Genomic DNA, 18,480 nt, shown 5'->3' with positions numbered 1-18,480 from the left:
TAGTCGTCAGGGGATTTTTCGTTCCAAATTTCGCTAGGAGCGACCTGAATCCAGAAACAGGGAAACAATCTGGGTGAGTAAGGTGTGAGTTATGGGTTATTTTTTAAGACGTTTGTCATTTTATTTTGTCGCGCTATTAGTTGCTGCGACGTTAAACTTTATTATTCCAAGAGCAATGCCTGGTGACCCAGTTACCATGATGTTTGCGAACGCTTCTGTACAAGTTACTCCAGAGCGTATTGCTGCAATGAAAGAACTATTAGGCTTCGTTGATGGTGGCTACTTAGTTCAATACGTGGCGTACATGAAGAACATTCTTAGCTGGGAACTTGGTACATCAATTCAATTCTACCCACTTTCTGTAAACACACTGTTGGGTGGAGCATTCGGTTGGTCGCTTTTCTTAGCCGGCACCGCAGTTATTCTTTCTTTCTCGATTGGTTCAATCCTAGGTATTTTCGCAGCGTGGAAACGCGGCAGTAAGTACGATGCCTTCGTAACGCCAGGGATGCTGATTCTACAAGCCGTTCCTCAAGTTGTTATCGCGATGATTGCACTATTTACCTTTGCAATTGGCTTGAAGTGGTTCCCAACAGGGTATGCCTACACCGCTGGTACTATACCTGATTGGACAAGCTGGGCATTCATTAAAGATGTCGCTTACCACGCCTTCTTACCACTGTTCTGTGCTTCTGTTGTTCAAATTGGTGGCTTCCTAGTAAACATGCGTAACAACATGATCAACCTATTAGCCGAAGACTACATCACCATGGCGAAAGGCAAAGGCCTGAGCGAAAACCGAGTGGTATTCAACTACGCAGCTCGTAACGCGATGCTACCTAGTGTGACAGCCCTGTCAATGTCGCTAGGTATGGCAATCGGCGGTCAGTTAATTATCGAAATCATCTTTAACTACCCAGGTCTTGGCAGCGTACTTTTCAACGCAATTAACGCTCGTGACTACCAAGTACTGCAAGGTCAGCTGCTTATCATGACGCTATTCATGCTGTTCTTTAACCTAGTTGCAGACATGCTTTACGTTGTTCTTGACCCTCGTCTTCGTAAGGGTGGTAAATAATCATGAAAGACTTTTTAAAACTCATTTGGCGTAACCCGATGGCCCTAACAGGCGTCATCATCCTAAGTATTTTTATTCTTGGCGCGATTGCAGCTCCATTAATCACCAAACATGTACCAGACAAGCGTACAGGTAACCCACACGAATATCCTGGTTTCGTGGTGAAGTCTGCACAAACTAACCCTGATGGCTGGGTTGCTCAAAATCTAGCAGACGACCGTCGTACATTAATCATGTCTAAAAAGGCAGACCACGTACTAGGTACAACTCGTATGGGTCGTGACGTTTGGTCTCAAGTGGTATACGGCGCACGCGTATCTCTTGCTGTAGGTTTTGGTGCGGGTCTAACCGTATGTTTACTCGCAACTGTTATTGGTGTTTCTGCAGGTTACTTCGGTGGCCGTGTCGATGACGTTCTAACAGCCGCAATGAACATCATGCTGGTAATCCCTCAATACCCATTACTGTTCGTGGTAGCAGCCTTTATCGGTGAGGCAGGGCCACTCACCATAACCTTGGTTATCGGCTTTATGTCTTGGGCTTGGGGTGCCCGTGTTGTTCGCTCCCAAACCTTAGCACTGCGTGAAAAAGAGTTTGTAAAAGCCGCTGAAGTTTTGGGTGAATCTTCATTCCGCATCATCTTCGTAGAGATTCTGCCAAACCTTATCTCTATCGTTGGCGCAAGCTTCATCGGTTCGGTGATGTACGCAATCATGATGGAAGCAACCATCTCGTTCCTAGGTCTTGGTGACCCGAACACAATCAGCTGGGGCATCATGCTTTACAACGTTCAAACCTCTTCATCAATGCTGATTGGCGCTTGGTGGGAACTGTTGGCTCCTTGTATCGCATTGACACTACTTGTAACTGGTCTTGCTCTACTTAACTTCGCGGTCGATGAAATTGCTAACCCGCAACTGCGTTCTCACAAAGGCATGAAGCGTTGGAAGAAACTAGCAGCTCAAGACAAAGAAGAACGTGAACCAGAACTACCACCACAAAATGCACTTTGGAGCGGAGATAAATAATCATGTCTGAACCACTAATTTCTATCCGCAACTTATGCGTGGATTACATCACAGAGTCTGGCGATGTGCGTGCGTGTAACAACGTAAGTTTCGACATCGCTCCAGGTGAAGTCTTCGGCCTAGCTGGTGAATCTGGCTGTGGTAAATCAACGGTCGCTTTCTCTCTTATGCGTCTTCATAAGCCGCCCGCTTACATCAGTGGTGGTGAGGTTATCTTCAACGGTGAGAACATCCTTGAATACAGTGATGACCGTATGCAGTCGTTCCGTTGGAGTGAGATGTCGATGGTATTCCAGAGCGCGATGAACGCACTCAACCCAGTACTACCGATGGAAGAGCAGTTCTGTGACGTAATCATGCGTCACACCAACATGACTCGCGAGCAAGCTAAGCAGCGTGCTGAAGGTCTACTTGAAATCGTCGATATTCACCCGAGCCGATTGAGTGACTATCCTCACCAATTCTCTGGCGGCATGCGTCAGCGCTTGGTTATTGCTATCGCGTTAGCACTGAATCCAAAGCTGATCATTATGGATGAGCCGACAACCGCACTTGATGTGGTTGTGCAACGCGAAATCCTACAAAAGATCTATGCACTAAAAGAAGAATTTGGCTTCTCAATTCTGTTCATCACCCATGACTTGTCATTGATGGTCGAGTTCTCTGACCGCATCGGCATCATGTACTCAGGTGAGCTAATCGAAGTGGCTAACTCTCAAGATATTCTAGAAAACCCTTACCACCCTTACACCAAAGGGCTGGGAAATTCTTTCCCTCCACTGACAGGGCCAAAGACAAAGTTAGCAGGTATTCCGGGTAACCCTCTGAACCTGTTAGAGATCCCTGAAGGGTGTCGTTTCCAAGCTCGTTGTGACCGTGTACATGAAAAGTGTACCAAGGTGCCAACCAAGCTGCGTTCTATCGACCCGGGACATTTGTCTAACTGCCACCTGTACGGTGACCCAATAGTACAAAGGAAGCTATAGCTTGCACGCTGACTCAGCGTGAATAACGAACAAGGCGGCTCGACCGCCTAAAAACAAGCAAAGCGAATAAGGATTCTGGAGACAATTATGAGCAAAGATTTCGGTCAATTATTGGTAGAAGGCAAGAATGTCGTAAAAGACTTCCCAATAAGCAGTACCACCATTCAAACCCCAATGATGCGTGCGATTAACGACGTGTCATTCAAGATGTACAAAAGCCGTGGCCTAGCAGTGGTTGGTGAGTCTGGTTCAGGCAAATCAACAACCGCAAAAATGATCGCAAAAATGTACGCACCTTCAGGCGGCACGATCGAATACAAAGGTCGTGATATCCAAGAGATCTCAAGCAGAAAAGATCTTATGCACTACCGTGAAGGCGTGCAGATGGTATGGCAAGACCCGTTTGGTTCATTGAACCCAACGCACAATATCTTCCACCACATTGCTCGACCACTGTTGATCCACAAGAAAGTAACTCCGGGCAACAAGAAAGAGCTAGAAGAACGCGTTTACGATCTTTTAGAGCAAGTAGGTCTCATTCCGCCAAAAGAGACGGCGAAGAAATACCCTCACCAACTGTCTGGTGGTCAGCGTCAACGTGTCAACCTAGCCCGCAACATCGCAGTAGGTGCCGAAGTTGTACTAGCCGATGAGCCAACTTCAATGCTTGATGTATCGATTCGTGCCGGTGTTTTGAACCTGATGGAAGAGATGAAGTTCGAGAAGCAAATGTCTCTGCTTTACATCACTCACGATATCGCAACCGCTCGTTACATCGCTGAAGACCTTTCGGTGATGTACGTGGGACACATGGTGGAATGGGGCGATACCGATGACGTGATTGCTAACCCTCAGCACCCATACACCCAATTGCTTGTTTCGGCCGTTCCAGATCCTAAGAAGTCGATCCACGAGCAACTTGCAGGCAACAAAGGTGAGATTCCTCTGTGGACACCAGTATCAGCAGGCTGCCCATTTGCAGGCCGATGTACTCACGCAATGGATAAGTGCAAAGAGCAGCTACCAGGGGTTACGCAGCTCGCTGATAACCACTTTGTGCGCTGTTACCTACACGAAAGCTAAGCAATAAAACCCAAGTTAGGGTCTTCGGACCCTAACTATTTATATCCAAAACATTCAAGTACCTAGCCAATAGAAACTAGGACTGTCGGAGAATATTGATGCTGTTATTGACCAACCATATTGGCTATGAGTCCACAGGCCCGAAGCAAGCTATCCTACAAACTAAGAAAGCTCGCCTATCAAGCACTACGGCTCTACTCGTCTGTGCTGACAACCATATGACTGTCGGAAATTTTGATGTGGTTAAACAAGGCCGCGTAGCAAATTGGCATCAAGGGCAATTCTTCACTATTGATTTCAGTTCAGTCACTGAATCTGGTCGCTACTACCTACGTTTTGACAACCTGCGTTCAGAAGTATTTGAGATTGGTAGCAACCTATTAATGAACCACACGTTTTCTGATGTGCTTCATTACTTTAAGTCACAACGCTGTGGCGGGATTTTCGACAAAAAAGATCGACAAGCACAAATTCTAGGTACCGACCGATACGTCGATGTCCACGGTGGATGGTATGACGCATCAGGTGATGTCAGTAAGTATTTTAGCCACCTGTCTTATGGTAACTACCTAAACCCACAACAAATTCCGATGGTCGTTTGGAACATGCTAAAAAGCGTACGCTTGACTGGCCATAACCCAGACTTCCCGAAATTCTCCATGACTCGTCTAACGGAAGAGGCTCTGTTCGGTGCCGACTTCTTAGTGCGTATGCAAGACGCTGACGGATACTTCTATATGACGGTATTCGACAAATGGAGCAAAGATATCAACCAACGCGATATCTGCGCTTATGCGACTCAAGAAGGTCATAAATCAACGGACTTACAAGCGGGCTACCGACAAGGTGCAGGTGTTGCTATCGCAGCATTAGCCGCAGCTTCTGAGCTTGAAATCTCTGGCAGCTACTCGAGCCACACATACCTTGAAACGGCTGTTAAGGGTTACTGGCATCTAAAAGAGTACAACCTCCAGTATCTAAACGATGGTGAAGAGAACATCATCGATGAGTATTGCGCCCTACTCGCAGCCAATGAGCTGTATCGCGTAACACAAGACCAGCAATACCTATCAGAAGCAAGAACTTGGGCGACTCGTTTAATCTCTCGTCAGCAATCCGATGATTCATTTGAGCACTTCTGGTCGGCAAACTCTGATGGCTCTCGTCCATACTTTCACGCAGCTGAAGCCGGTCTTCCGGTGATTGCACTATGTGAATACATCAACAACGAAACCGATGCTGAACTAAAAGAACAGGCTCGCACAGTTGTTGAACAAGCTTGTCAGTTCGAAATCAACATCACCGACAAAGTCACCAACCCATTTGGCTATCCAAGACAATACGTAAAATCTATCGATGGTGATAAACGTGATGCCTTCTTCGTCGCTCAACAGAACGAAACCGGTTACTGGTGGCAAGGCGAGAACGCACGCCTTGGCTCACTAGCAACCATGGCTTACCTAGTTCAACCGCACATTAAAGATAGCGAGCTTCAAGAGCGCTTAATCCAGCTTTCACAAAATAGCCTTGATTGGATCTTGGGCCTCAACCCATATCACATGTGCATGCTCGATGGTCATGGCCATAACAACCCAGACTACCTACCTCAGCTTGGTTTCTTCAATGCGAAAGGCGGTATCTGTAATGGCATCACGGCTGGTTTTGAAGATGAACAAGACATTGCGTTCAACCCTCCAGCACAAAAAGATGACATGCTTCAAAACTGGCGCTGGGGCGAACAATGGATCCCTCACGGCGCTTGGTTCCTATTAGCCACAGCGGCACAGTTCAGCTTCCTAGCTCAGCGTAAGGAGCAATAATAATGACTCTTTACTACGTAGGTATTGATGGTGGTGGTACTTCTTGTCGTGCTCGTATTCGTGACGACCAAGGCAAATTGATTGGTGAAGCGAAAAGTGGCAGTGCCAACATCCTTTTGGGTGTTGATGTTGCGATGAGCTCAATTATTGATGCCATTACAAAAGCAGCACAACAAGGGCAACTCAACTCAGACCATTTTTCAAATATGCATGTTGGCCTAGCACTGGCTGGCGCTGAGCAAAAATCAGCATGGTTCGACTTCATGGCTCAACCACACCCTTTCACAAGCATGACACTAAATACCGACGCTTATGGCGCTTGCATTGGTGCTCACAATGGCCAAAACGGCGCAATCATGATCGGTGGTACGGGTTCTTGCGGTATCTTCCTAAAAGACGGTGAGCAATATGTGGTTGGCGGTCGTGAATTTCCGATTTCAGATCAAGGCGGCGGCGCAGTCATGGGCTTACGTTTGATTCAACAAGTCTTGCTTGCAGAAGACGGTATTCGCAACAAAACCCCGCTGACTCTACATGTGATGAATCACTTTAATAATGATGTGGATGCCATTGTCGAATGGTCAAAATGTGCTATTCCAAAGGATTACGGTCAATTCTCACCAGTTATTTTTCAACTCGCTAACGAAGGTGACGAACTGGCTATCGATATGCTCAAGCAAACCGCGGCTGATATCGAAATGGTTGTCTTAGCACTGCATCGAAAAGGCGCTGACAAGGTGTGCTTAATGGGAAGTATCGCTGAGCGTATTCTCAACTGGCTATCACCACCAGTACAACAATGGATCGTTAAACCTCAATTCGACGCTATTGAAGGCGCATTGATGTTTGCCGGAAAACCACAACACAACTTGTATCAACAGGCTTAGCAGGGAAGTTATATGAATTATCGCATCGACTTAGCTGTTCTTTCTGAACAAAAAAATAACTGCCGATTTGGCCTTACGGTACATAACTTAAGTGACCTCGACGTAAAAGATTGGTCTCTGCACTTTGCATTTGATCGTTTCATCCTTCCAGAGAGTTTATCGCAAGGAGAGCTGACTCAAGTTGGCAGCTTTTGCTCATTCACACCAAGTTCGTCAGTGTTAAAGGCCAACAACCATTACTACCTTGAATTCAGTATTCAAAGCGCACCATTCCGCTTCTATTCTGATGGCCTTAACGATGCCTTTATCCAGTCACATAATGATGGAGAAACATCGGTACTGCCTGTCGCGATATCACCCATAGTACTGGCTTCGCCATACCGTGAACGCAATCAAATACCTGAAGTTAACGCTGCTGAGATTGCATTGATTCCTCAGCCTAATCAGATCGAATTTCAGCAAGGTAGTTTCGCGCTAAGTAACTTCGCGCTAAATAACGACTGCAGAATTGAGGTTCAATCTCATCTTGCTGATAAGGCAGTCTCTTGGTTCCAGCAAGAGTTGCTCTCGACCTTTGAGCTGTCTCTTTCGACCGCGCTTTCAGCTGAACTTTCAAAAGACGAAAGCGACAACATTCTATTTCGCAGCAACCCGACGTTAGATGAAGCCGAATACAAACTGACCATCACTGCACAACAGATTATTGCTGAATCAGGCAGCCAGTCGGGCTTTACACACGCTGTGGCAAGCTTGATTCAACTAGTTCAACAACTGGACGCAGAGAACTTCTCTCTACCATGTTGCAAGATAGCCGACCAACCGCGCTTTAAGTACCGCGGCATGATGTTGGATTGCGCTCGTCACTTCCACTCAGTGGATCAAGTGAAGCGTTTAATCAATCAACTGGCGCACTACAAGTTCAACGTATTTCATTGGCACCTAACTGACGATGAAGGTTGGAGAATTGAGATAAAGAGCCTGCCACAGCTAACAGAAATTGGCGCTTGGCGTGGCCCTGATCATGCACTAGAGCCGCAATATACCCACATTGCGGAAAACTACGGCGGCTTCTACACGCAACAACAAATTCGTGAAGTCATTGAATATGCAGAGCAACGCAGCATCACGGTGATCCCAGAGATCGATATTCCGGGACACTGCCGTGCCGCAATCAAATCACTGCCTGACATGTTGGTGGAGCAAGCTGACACTACTCAATACAAAAGCATTCAGCACTACAACGACAACGTCCTAAACCCAGGTTTACCAGGCACTTACCAATTTCTAGATGCAGTTATTGAAGAAGTCGCAGAGCTGTTCCCGAGCGAATTAATTCACATGGGTGCAGACGAAGTGCCACCGGGAGTGTGGAGCAACAGCCCTGCTGCTCAAGCGTTGATGAAAGAACACCAGTACCAAGACAGCAAAGATTTGCAAGGTCACCTATTCCGCTATGCCGAGAATAAGCTTAAGCAACTCGGCAAACGCATGGTGGGCTGGGAAGAAGCTCAGCACGGCGACAAGGTGAGCAAAGAGACCATCATCTATTCATGGCTCAGTGAAGAAGCGGCTGTGAACTGCGCTCGCCAAGGCTTTGATGTGGTATTGCAACCTGCACAATTTACCTATCTCGACATGACCCAAGATTATGCACCGGAAGAGCCGGGCGTAGATTGGGCTGCCGTTATCCCATTAGAACAAGCTTATACCTACGAAGCGCTTGCTGAGATATCCGACACCGACCCAATTCGTAAGCGGATCCGCGGAATTCAGTGTGCTCTATGGTGTGAGATCGTCACCAACCAAAAGCGTATGGATTACATGGTATTCCCAAGAATTAGCGCTTTAGCTGAAGGATGTTGGACACATAAAAACAACCGAAACTGGCTAGATTACCTGTCTCGCCTAAAGGGTCACTTGCCGCTACTCGACAGACTCAATGTTGACTATCGCAACCCTTGGAAAGCTCAATAAAACAAAACCAAAGCAACACTCACATCGAGCGCTTGCTAACTCAAATTAAGGTGCTCAGTCAGATAAGACTCAGCATCACTATTTAAAAATTAGCTGCATAGATGCAGTTTGTTAAAAAGGAAATGACAATGAAATACGGCTATTTCGATAACGACAATCGCGAATACGTCATCACTCGCCCTGATGTACCAGCACCTTGGACCAACTACCTAGGTACTGAAAAGTTTTGTACCGTGATTTCGCACAATGCGGGCGGTTACTCGTTCTACAACTCTCCGGAATACAACCGTGTTACTAAGTTCCGTCCAAACGGCACCTTTGACCGTCCTGGACACTATGTTTACTTGCGTGATGATGAGACGGGTGATTACTGGTCTATCTCTTGGCAACCAGTGGCCAAGAGCCTAGATGAAGCGAACTACGAGGTTCGTCACGGCCTGTCATACTCAAAGTTCAAATGTGAATACAGCGGCATTACCGCAACCAAGACGCTATTCGTACCTAAGGGTGAAGATGCAGAAGTTTGGGACGTTGTATTAAAGAACAACACTGACAAGCCACGTACTATCAGCACTTTCTCGTTTGTTGAGTTCTCTTTCAGCCATATTCAATCAGACAATCAAAACCATCAGATGTCTTTGTACTCTGCGGGCACGTCTTACCAAGAAGGTGTTCTGGAATACGACCTGTACTACAACACTAACGACTTTGAAGGCTTCTACTACCTAGCTTCAACTTTCTCACCAGACAGCTACGATGGCCAACGTGACAACTTCCTTGGTATGTACCGTGATGAAGCAAATCCAATTGCGGTTGAAAACGGTAAGTGTTCTAACAGCGCTCAAACTTGTTACAACCATTGTGGTTCTCTGCACAAGCAATTTACGATTCAACCCGGTGAAGAAGTTCGCTTTGCGTATGTACTCGGTATCGGTAAAGGCAACGGTGAACGCCTACGTGAGAAGTACCAAGACACAGCAAACGTAGACGCCGCTTTCCAAGGCATCAAAGATCACTGGGACGAGCGTTGCAACAAATTCCAAGTTAAGTCGCCAAACGAAGGCTTAGACACAATGATCAACACGTGGACGCTATACCAAGCGGAAACCTGTGTGGTTTGGTCACGCTTTGCATCATTCATCGAAGTTGGCGGTCGTACTGGTCTTGGTTACCGTGATACGGCTCAAGATGCTATTTCAGTACCCCATGCCAACCCACAAATGACCAAGAAACGTATTATCGACCTGCTTCGCGGCCAAGTGAAAGCGGGCTACGGTCTACACTTGTTCGATCCTGACTGGTTCGATCCAGAGAAAGCCGACGTTGAGCCATCAAAATCACCAACAGTTGTTCCAACACCGTCAGATGACGACAAGATCCACGGCATTGAAGACACATGTTCTGATGACCACCTATGGATCGTTCCGACCATTATCAAATACGTAATGGAAACCGGTGAGCACGACTTCTTCGATGAAGTGATTCCATACGCAGACGGTGGCGAGGCGACAGTTTATGAACACATGAAAGCGGCACTGAACTTCTCTGCTGAATACGTGGGTCAAACGGGTATCTGTAAAGGCCTTCGTGCTGACTGGAATGACTGTTTGAACCTAGGTGGTGGTGAATCTTCAATGGTTTCATTCCTACACTTCTGGGCGCTACAAGAATTCCTAGATCTTGCTAAGTTCCGTAATAACGATGCTGATGTTGCGAAATACACTGAAATGGCAGCTAACGTTCGCGAAGCGTGTGAAACGCACCTTTGGGATGACGAAGGCGGCTGGTACATCCGTGGTCTAACTAAAAATGGCGACAAGATCGGTACCGCTCAACAAGCTGAAGGTCGTGTACACCTTGAGTCAAACACGCTAGCCGTTCTATCTGGTGCTGTATCTCAAGAACGCGGTGAGAAAGCGATGGACGCTGTTGATGAGAACCTTTTCTCAGAATACGGCCTACACCTAAACTCTCCTTCATTTGCAACACCAAACGATGATATCGGTTTCGTAACTCGCGTTTACCAAGGCGTAAAAGAGAACGGCGCAATCTTCTCTCACCCTAACCCATGGGCCTGGGTAGCAGAAGCGAAACTAGGCCGTGGTGACCGTGCGATGAAATTCTACGACGCACTGAACCCATACAACCAAAACGACATGATTGAAACGCGTTACGCAGAACCATACTCGTACGTGCAGTTCATCATGGGTAAAGATCATCAAGACCACGGCCGTGCAAACCACCCTTGGTTAACGGGTACGTCGGGTTGGGCTTACTTCGCGGTAACCAACTTCATTCTTGGTGTTCGTACAGGCTTTGAAGGCTTAACGGTTGATCCTTGTATCCCGACTGATTGGCCAGAATTCGAGGTTACTCGTCAATGGCGTGGCGCGACTTATAACATCACAGTGCAAAACCCGAATGCAGTAAGCAAAGGCGTTGCCTCTATCACTATCAATGGTGAATCAGTTGAAGGCGCTATCCCAGTACAAGCAGAAGGCAGCGTGAACGATGTTGTCGTTGTTCTAGGCTAGTCACGCAATTTAACGAACAGCTCTTGTCTCAAGTCTTTACAGGCTTGAGGCAATGAGACTAAAAGGATTTTCTAATGATTAAATTTGGTACAGGTGGCTGGCGCGCTTTCATTGGTGAGGAGTTCACTAGAGAAAACGTCCGTTTGGTAGCGCAAGCACTCGCTAACATCATCAACAACGAAGATGCAGCCAAGAATGGGTTTGTGATCGGCTATGACCGTCGTTTCCTTTCCGATAAAGCCGCATGTTGGTTTGCAGAAGTACTTGCGGCGAACAACATCAAAGTAAGCTTCATCGATAAGTTTGTTCCAACACCTATCGTGATGTTCCAAGCAAAAGAGATGGGATGCACCTACTCGGCGTGTATTACCGCCTCTCACAACCCAGCCGATTACAATGGCATCAAGGTATTCATTGAAGGTGGCCGTGATGCTGATGAGATCATCACAGAGAAGATCGAACAGCAAATCGCAACACTGACCAACGAAGATATTATTCGTGTCGATTTCGAGCAAGCGTTGAATGACAAAGAGATCGAAATCATCAACCCGATGAACGCCTTTGTTGATTCCATCATTAATGCCATCGATATTGAATCGATTAAGAAAGCGAATCTACGCGTGCTGATCGACCCAATGTTTGGTGTGGCGAAAAACGCTCTGCAAACGGTTCTTATCAACGGTCGTTGTGATGTCGACGTAATCAACGATGGTAAAAACCCAGACTTCGGTGGCCTAATGCCTTCTCCTAGCGCAGCAACGCTCTATCGCTTGAAGCACTTAGTTGCAGCAGAAGGCTATGACATTGGTATTGGTACTGATGGCGATGCCGACCGTTTGGGAATCATCGATGAGAAAGGTCACTTCATTCACCCTAACGAAGTACTACTCCTACTTTACTACTACTTGCTGGAATACAAAGGTTGGAAGGGCTCTGTCGTTCGTAACATCGCAACCACACATCTACTGGATAAAGTCGCTGCGGATCATGGTGAGAAGAGCTTTGAGGTTCCTGTAGGCTTTAAGCACATCAGCTCACAAATGGAGGCCGATGACTCTCTGATTGGCGGCGAAAGTTCGGGGGGTTTAACCATTCGTGGTCATATCAAAGGTAAGGATGGCGTATTTGCTTCAAGCTTACTGGTTGAGATGATCAGTGTGACAGGCAAGAAGCTGTCTGAATTACTTGATGAGATTTACTCTAAATATGGCTATGCCTACACCGCAGAAGGCGATTATAAGTTTAAACCTTCAGAGAAAGAAGCGCTCTACACTAAGATCTACGTCGAGAAGCAACTGCCTGAATTTGAATACGAAATTGAAAAAGTAAGCTATGAAGATGGTGCCAAGGTGTACTTCAAGAATGGCGGCTGGGTGATTGCTCGCTTCTCAGGAACAGAGCCGTTACTACGAATCTTCGCAGAAATGGAAGATAAAGACACTGCAGAACGTGTTCTTCAAAAAGTGAAAGACTTCCTCTCTCTATAGGCTTATAGAGCGCAGCAGTCTTGTATGGGACTTAACAAATCACTGCCTTGTTAACCCCTATAGATGAAGAGCTTTTGCCCAGTACTTTACATTAAAGTGCTGGGCTTTTTTATGGTTCATCGAGAATTAGCGGTACTATGAATTGTACCTAATTAGAAAGCCAATACGCCTTTGGTATCCACTTTTACGTTGACCGGCATACCAACTTCAAGCGCTTCTGACGAGGTTGCCAATAGCTTTTGACCGTGAGCTTCAATAACATAACGACAGTGATCGCCCATAAATTGCTGCTCTAGTACTGAAATAGCACTGTCTTGTTCGTAACTAACTTGGATATGCTGTGGTCTTAAAAGAAGCTCACACGCACTGCCAAATTCAATCTCCGTTTGTGGTTTAGCTTCAACCACACCCAAGCTGGTTTCAAACTCCAGCTCTGAAATACGCTGTGCATTGAGGTAACTGCCGCCGCCCAAAAAGTCTGCAACAAACTTACTCGAAGGGTGGAAGTAAAGCTCCGACGCCGAACCATACTGTTCAATCACACCATGGTTCATTACTGCCATCTTATCTGCAAACGCGAACGCCTCTTCACGACTGTGAGTCACAAAAATAGCTGTCACACCCTGCTTCTTAAAAATCTTGCGAATCTGAGAAATCAGCTCATGACGAACCTGAGTATCGATGTTTGAGAATGGTTCATCTAACAGTAGCAAGTCTGGCTTGTACGCCAAAGAACGAGCAATAGCGACACGCTGCTGTTGACCACCTGAAAGTTGATGTGGGTAGCGGTCACCGAACTCACCTAAGTGAACCAGCTCCAGCATCTCTTGAACTTTGTCTTTCTTTTGCTGCTCAGAAAGGTCTTTCAAGCCAAAGCCGACATTCTGGTTTACCGTCAGGTGCGGAAACAGGGCGTAATCTTGGAAAATCATACCAATGTTACGCTGCTCTGGTGGCAACCAATTCTCGCCATCATCAATGGTTTGACAGTTCAAACTCATCACACCGCTACTCAATGGAAGTAAGCCCGCAATCGCCTTCAGTAAGGTCGTTTTACCGCAGCCACTCGCACCAAGAAGACAAACAATTTCACCATGCTCAACTTCTAACGAGAGCGCTTCCAAAATGGTTTGCGACTCATACTTACAAGTCAGATCTTTAATTGATAATGCACAACTCATTAGTTTTTCTGCTCCAAGGAACGGTTTACGATGATTAGAGGAATTAAACCCACCAACACCAATAATACAGCAGGCATCGCCGCCAATTCTAGGTGCTCATCTGAGGCATAGTTATAAACATAAGTCGCCAATGTTTCGAAGTTGAAAGGACGCAGCAGCAAGGCCGCATTCAACTCTTTCATTGATTCGATAAACACCAGTAAGCCAGCGATCAATGCGCCACGTTTAATCAAAGGTAAATGAACACGGCGTAACATCTGATTGGTATTGCAACCCATGGTTTTTGAGGCCATATCCAATGAAGGGGATACTTTACTCAAGCTGCTTTCAATACTGCCAATTGCCACTGCAGAGAAACGTACGACCATGGCAAAAATTAGCGCGAACATGGAGCCAGAGAAGATCAAACCAGGTCGCCCCCACTCCATCACTTTCGCAATGTCATTGACCAAGTGATCCATGAACAAAACAGGTACCATCACCCCAATCGCTAACACGGTGCCTGGAACGGCATAGCCCATCGAAGCGAGACGCATATAAGCCTGATTTTTCTTACTCGGACTAACGCGTTGATTAAAGTTAACAATCATCGCGATAATCACGCCAATAATCGCAGCAGCTACCGAAACGTAAAGGCTGTTGATGGCATATTCTCTGAATTCAGGGGTCCAGCTTTGAGCAAAATATTTGTAGGCGTAAATAATGAGCTGGCCAAGAGGGAATAAGAACGCAACGCAAACTAATCCCCAGCACCAGAATAGTGCCAGCCATTTTTTCCAACCAGAAAGGTCGTAACGAAAATCTTCGCGGCTGCTGAACTGATTCTGGAATAGCTTCTGCTTACGGCGACTGTATCGCTCTGAGCTCAACAGTAGGATCACGATAACCAGCATGATTGCCGATATTTTCGCAGCTGCCGTTAAGCTTGAGTAGCCTAGCCAAGTATCATAAACCGCAGTCGTTAAAGTATTTACCGCAAAGTAACTCACGGTACCAAAGTCACCGATGGTCTCCATAGCAACAAGCGATAAACCGACCGCCATTGATGGACGAACAAGTGGTAAGGAGATACGACGGAAGCTTTCCCAAGGCGAGCATTTTAGCAACCGAGCGGATTGCAGTAAGGAGACGTTTTGCTCCATAAATGCGGCGCGGCACAGCAAGTAAACATAAGGATAGAGAACGAGAGACAGAACAATAATAGCGCCGGATAAGGTTCTAATATCTGGGAACCAATACTCACCGGGTCCCCACCCAGTAAGATCTCGCAGTAGAACCTGAACAGGGCCGGCAAAGTCGAACCAATCGGTAAAGATATAGCCAACAATATAGCCTGGCATTGCTAATGGCAGGACGAGTGCCCACTGCAAAACACGCTCTCCCGGAACACGGCACATTGCCATAACCCAAGCCGACGGAATACCAAAAACTAAAGACAGGAACATGGTTCCTATGACTAAAACCACCGTATTGTAGGCATAGGTAGGCATCACTGTGGACATCAGATGAGAAAATAGCTCATCTGTTTCTCCAACAGCCGTCGTAAAAATCGCTAAGATCGGTAAGACCAGTAATACAGCAATAATGCCGCTACTGGTGTTCCATAAATAATTCTTTTCTTTCATCGCCTAACTACAACGAGGCTTAATGAAACACAAATGCATTTGCAAATACATCTCATATCCTTTTAATGGTGGGGTTATTTATACCCATATACTCTAATGACTTCAAGGTGAGATGCTAATAACTCAAGGGATCAACGGGGTGCTTTGTATCAAAAAGTGATTTTCCAATAACAAACAACCCCAAGTAGCCAAAATGGCGACTTGAGGTTGTCATTTTACTTAGGCCGAAGCCTACCGTAATAAATTATAGATCGAACTTAACTTCGTCTAATAGCTTGATTGCAGCCGCGTGGTGGTTTGCAATTTCGTCTAGAGAAATAGTATCCGCTTTGAACTCGCCCCATGAAGCAACAAGCTCAGAAGGTTTAACGTCTGCTTTCACTGGGTATTCGTAGTTCACTTCTGCGTACATGCTTTGTGCTGTGTCACCAGATAGGAATTCCATCAGCTTAACGGCATTCTCTTCATTTGGAGAGTATTTAGCCATTGCCATACCAGAGATGTTTACGTGAGTACCTGTAGTCTCTTGGTTAGGGAAGTTAATGTAAACAGAGTCAGCCCAAGCTTTTTGCTCTTTATCATTAACCATCTTACCTAGGTAGTAGCTGTTACCAAGAGCAACATCACATAGACCTTCTTTAATCGCTTTAACTTGCGCGCGGTCGTTACCTTGAGGCTTACGTGCTAGGTTTGCTTTTACGCCTTCTAGCCATTCTTTCGTTTCAGCTTCACCTTTGTGAGCAATCATCGAAGATACTAGAGAAACATTGTATGGGTGCTTACCACTACGCGTACAGATCTTACCTTTAAATTCAGGCTTAGTTAGATCTTCGTAAGTAAACTCCTCACCTAGACGACCAACACGGTCACGAGAAGAGTAAACGCTACGTGTACGTGTTGTTAGAGCGAACCACTCATTGTTTGTATCTTGGTATTGAGCAGGAATATTCTTTTCAAGAACTTCGCTTTCAACAGACTGAACTAAACCTTGTTTAGTTAGCTCAGATAGACGACTGATGTCTACAGTTAACACTACGTCTGCAGGGCTGTATTCACCCTCTTGAGCTAACTTCTCTGCTAAACCTTTTTTAGCAAACTTAACGTTTACTTTAATACCAGTCTCTTTTGTGAACTCTTTGAACATTGGCTCAACAAGGAAAGGTTGACGGTAAGAGTATACGTTTACTTCTTCCGCAGCCATTGCTGTCGGGGCAATTACACCACACGCTAGAGCTGAAAGTGTTAGCAGTTTCTTCATTGTAAAATCCTTCATATCGAAATGATAATGTCTATCAGTTGCGTTATTATATTCATCATTAACATAATTACAATGACGACCAACAAAAAATCCGTCTACTCAGACCATTCAAACTCTCACTTTTGTAACAAACCATTTCAACTTTGTGTCTTGTCGTTCCCCTTAAACAATGAGCCTAACTTCAACGTTCGTGTTTATATATTGTGCAACCGTAAATACAACAAAGCCCCGCAACAAGAGTTGCGGGGCTTTCTTTGTCCAACCTAACCCATTCAGATTAGGCGACGACTGTTGATTATTTTACTGATACAAACTCAGGGTAAGCGCCGACACCACAATCGTGCATGTCCATACCTTCAAGTTCTTCATCTTCCGTTACTCGGATACCGATTGTTGCTTTAAGCACCGCCCATACTGCTAGGCTGGCACCGAATACCCATGCAAAGATGACTGCTGCACCCATTAGCTGAGCACCAAACGTTGCATCAGCGTTGCTTAGTGGCACAGCCATTAGACCGAAGAAACCACATACACCATGTACAGAGATAGCACCTACTGGATCATCAATCTTAGCTTTGTCTAGTGCGATGATGCTGAATACAACCAATGCACCAGATACCGAACCAATCGCTACAGCAAATAGAGGTGATGGTGATAGAGGGTCTGCAGTGATTGCTACTAGGCCAGCTAACGCGCCGTTAAGAATCATTGTTAGGTCTGCTTTACCCCAAGTTGTTTTACATACTAGTAGTGCTGCAATTGCGCCTGCTGCTGCTGCTGCGTTGGTGTTAAGGAAGATTTGACCTACTGCTGTTGCGTTCTCAAAATCCGAAACCATCAGTTGAGAACCGCCGTTGAAACCGAACCAACCGAACCAAAGGATAAATGTACCTAGCGTTGCAAGTGGCATGTTTGAACCAGGAATCGGGTAGATTTCACCGTTCTTACCGTATTTACCTTTACGAGCACCGAGTAGTAGAACACCAGCTAACGCTGCTGCTGCACCAGCCATGTGTACGATACCTGAACCTGCGAAGTCACTGAAACCCGCTTCTGATAGGAAACCACCGCCCCAAGTCCAATAACCTTCAACAGGGTAAATGAACGCTGTTAGTACTACAGAGAAGATTAGGAATGACCAAAGCTTCATACGCTCAGCAACCGCACCAGATACTACAGACATTGCTGTTGCAACGAATACTACCTGGAAGAAGAAGTCTGATTCTAGAGAGTGATCTGCGCCTTCACCTTGTGTGCCAATTAGAGTACCAAATGATGGCAACCAACCGCCTTCACCGTTGTCGACATACATGATGTTGTAACCAACCACTAAGAAAGCTGTACAAGCAATTGCGTACAAACAGATGTTCTTAGTTAAAATTTCTGTGGTGTTCTTTGAACGAACTAGGCCAGCTTCTAACATCGCGAAGCCTGCTGCCATCCACATTACCAACGCACCTGAAATGAGGAAGAAAAAAGTGTCTAGTGCGTAACGTAGTTCCGTTACTGTTGTTGTAAGTTCCATATTAAAGTCTCCAG

At 46.0% G+C, this 18,480-nt stretch carries 13 protein-coding genes; 9 read left to right on the top strand and 4 right to left on the bottom strand.

Annotation, left to right across the window (positions count from 1 at the left end; translation table 11 throughout):
• The first annotated feature begins 91 nt into the window (after positions 1 to 91).
• The 9 genes from F0229_RS05950 (at position 92) to F0229_RS05910 (ending at position 12,877) form a co-directional block, all read left to right on the top strand.
• The gene (locus F0229_RS05950; RefSeq protein WP_017059409.1) at positions 92 to 1,078 is read left to right on the top strand and encodes an ABC transporter permease; all 987 of its coding nucleotides are present in this window, start codon (positions 92 to 94) and stop codon (positions 1,076 to 1,078) included.
• 2 nt (positions 1,079 to 1,080) lie between these two features.
• A complete protein-coding gene (locus tag F0229_RS05945; protein ID WP_017056648.1) occupies positions 1,081 to 2,106 on the top strand; it encodes an ABC transporter permease in 1,026 nt (341 codons plus the stop codon).
• Positions 2,107 to 2,108: 2 nt separating this feature from the next.
• Complete coding sequence (locus F0229_RS05940; protein ID WP_017059410.1) at positions 2,109 to 3,092, top strand: ABC transporter ATP-binding protein; 984 nt, start codon at positions 2,109 to 2,111, stop codon at positions 3,090 to 3,092.
• 87 nt (positions 3,093 to 3,179) lie between these two features.
• A complete protein-coding gene (locus F0229_RS05935) occupies positions 3,180 to 4,175 on the top strand; it encodes an ABC transporter ATP-binding protein (RefSeq protein ID WP_171732449.1) in 996 nt (331 codons plus the stop codon).
• A gap of 98 nt (positions 4,176 to 4,273) precedes the next feature.
• Complete coding sequence (locus tag F0229_RS05930) at positions 4,274 to 5,995, top strand: glycoside hydrolase family 9 protein (RefSeq protein ID WP_171732448.1); 1,722 nt, start codon at positions 4,274 to 4,276, stop codon at positions 5,993 to 5,995.
• 2 nt (positions 5,996 to 5,997) lie between these two features.
• Positions 5,998 to 6,882, top strand: coding sequence for a BadF/BadG/BcrA/BcrD ATPase family protein (locus tag F0229_RS05925; protein ID WP_171732447.1), 885 nt, complete (start codon positions 5,998 to 6,000; stop codon positions 6,880 to 6,882).
• Positions 6,883 to 6,894: 12 nt separating this feature from the next.
• Entirely contained in the window at positions 6,895 to 8,856 is a 1,962-nt protein-coding gene (locus F0229_RS05920; RefSeq protein ID WP_171732446.1) for a beta-N-acetylhexosaminidase, read from the top strand.
• Positions 8,857 to 8,984: 128 nt separating this feature from the next.
• Positions 8,985 to 11,390 (top strand): N,N'-diacetylchitobiose phosphorylase, encoded by a 2,406-nt coding sequence (locus F0229_RS05915; protein ID WP_017066806.1) that lies wholly within the window; start codon positions 8,985 to 8,987, stop codon positions 11,388 to 11,390.
• Between the two features lie 74 nt (positions 11,391 to 11,464).
• A complete protein-coding gene (locus F0229_RS05910) occupies positions 11,465 to 12,877 on the top strand; it encodes a phosphoglucomutase/phosphomannomutase family protein (RefSeq protein ID WP_171732445.1) in 1,413 nt (470 codons plus the stop codon).
• 152 nt (positions 12,878 to 13,029) lie between these two features.
• Here the strand turns inward: F0229_RS05910 and F0229_RS05905 are convergent, their stop codons facing one another.
• The 4 genes from F0229_RS05905 to F0229_RS05890 form a co-directional block, all read right to left on the bottom strand.
• Positions 13,030 to 14,058, bottom strand: coding sequence for an ABC transporter ATP-binding protein (locus F0229_RS05905; RefSeq protein WP_171732444.1), 1,029 nt, complete (start codon positions 14,056 to 14,058; stop codon positions 13,030 to 13,032).
• Positions 14,058 to 15,683, bottom strand: a complete 1,626-nt coding sequence (locus F0229_RS05900; RefSeq protein ID WP_017059418.1) for an iron ABC transporter permease — start codon at positions 15,681 to 15,683, stop codon at positions 14,058 to 14,060. Before F0229_RS05900 ends, F0229_RS05905 begins: the two co-directional genes overlap by 1 nt.
• A gap of 244 nt (positions 15,684 to 15,927) precedes the next feature.
• On the bottom strand, positions 15,928 to 16,941 hold the full coding sequence (locus F0229_RS05895) for a Fe(3+) ABC transporter substrate-binding protein (protein WP_171732443.1): 1,014 nt from the start codon (positions 16,939 to 16,941) through the stop codon (positions 15,928 to 15,930).
• 295 nt (positions 16,942 to 17,236) lie between these two features.
• On the bottom strand, positions 17,237 to 18,466 hold the full coding sequence (locus F0229_RS05890; RefSeq protein ID WP_017059420.1) for an ammonium transporter: 1,230 nt from the start codon (positions 18,464 to 18,466) through the stop codon (positions 17,237 to 17,239).
• Positions 18,467 to 18,480 lie beyond the last annotated feature (14 nt).

It is taken from the genome of Vibrio sp. AIC-3, assembly GCF_013114515.1.
Taxonomy (GTDB): Bacteria; Pseudomonadota; Gammaproteobacteria; order Enterobacterales; family Vibrionaceae; genus Vibrio; species Vibrio crassostreae_C.
Note: the sequence above shows the minus strand (reverse complement) of the source record. Positions and strands in the feature narration are given on the sequence as shown.

Bases quoted from the DNA above. Each gene is read 5' to 3' on its own strand.
- F0229_RS05950 (WP_017059409.1), top strand. From the start codon at position 92: ATGGGTTATTTTTTAAGACGTTTGTCATTTTATTTTGTCGCGCTATTA.
- F0229_RS05945 (WP_017056648.1), top strand. From the start codon at position 1,081: ATGAAAGACTTTTTAAAACTCATTTGGCGTAACCCGATGGCCCTAACA.
- F0229_RS05940 (WP_017059410.1), top strand. From the start codon at position 2,109: ATGTCTGAACCACTAATTTCTATCCGCAACTTATGCGTGGATTACATC.
- F0229_RS05935 (WP_171732449.1), top strand. From the start codon at position 3,180: ATGAGCAAAGATTTCGGTCAATTATTGGTAGAAGGCAAGAATGTCGTA.
- F0229_RS05930 (WP_171732448.1), top strand. From the start codon at position 4,274: ATGCTGTTATTGACCAACCATATTGGCTATGAGTCCACAGGCCCGAAG.
- F0229_RS05925 (WP_171732447.1), top strand. From the start codon at position 5,998: ATGACTCTTTACTACGTAGGTATTGATGGTGGTGGTACTTCTTGTCGT.
- F0229_RS05920 (WP_171732446.1), top strand. From the start codon at position 6,895: ATGAATTATCGCATCGACTTAGCTGTTCTTTCTGAACAAAAAAATAAC.
- F0229_RS05915 (WP_017066806.1), top strand. From the start codon at position 8,985: ATGAAATACGGCTATTTCGATAACGACAATCGCGAATACGTCATCACT.
- F0229_RS05910 (WP_171732445.1), top strand. From the start codon at position 11,465: ATGATTAAATTTGGTACAGGTGGCTGGCGCGCTTTCATTGGTGAGGAG.
- F0229_RS05905 (WP_171732444.1), bottom strand. From the start codon at position 14,058: ATGAGTTGTGCATTATCAATTAAAGATCTGACTTGTAAGTATGAGTCG.
- F0229_RS05900 (WP_017059418.1), bottom strand. From the start codon at position 15,683: ATGAAAGAAAAGAATTATTTATGGAACACCAGTAGCGGCATTATTGCT.
- F0229_RS05895 (WP_171732443.1), bottom strand. From the start codon at position 16,941: ATGAAGAAACTGCTAACACTTTCAGCTCTAGCGTGTGGTGTAATTGCC.
- F0229_RS05890 (WP_017059420.1), bottom strand. From the start codon at position 18,466: ATGGAACTTACAACAACAGTAACGGAACTACGTTACGCACTAGACACT.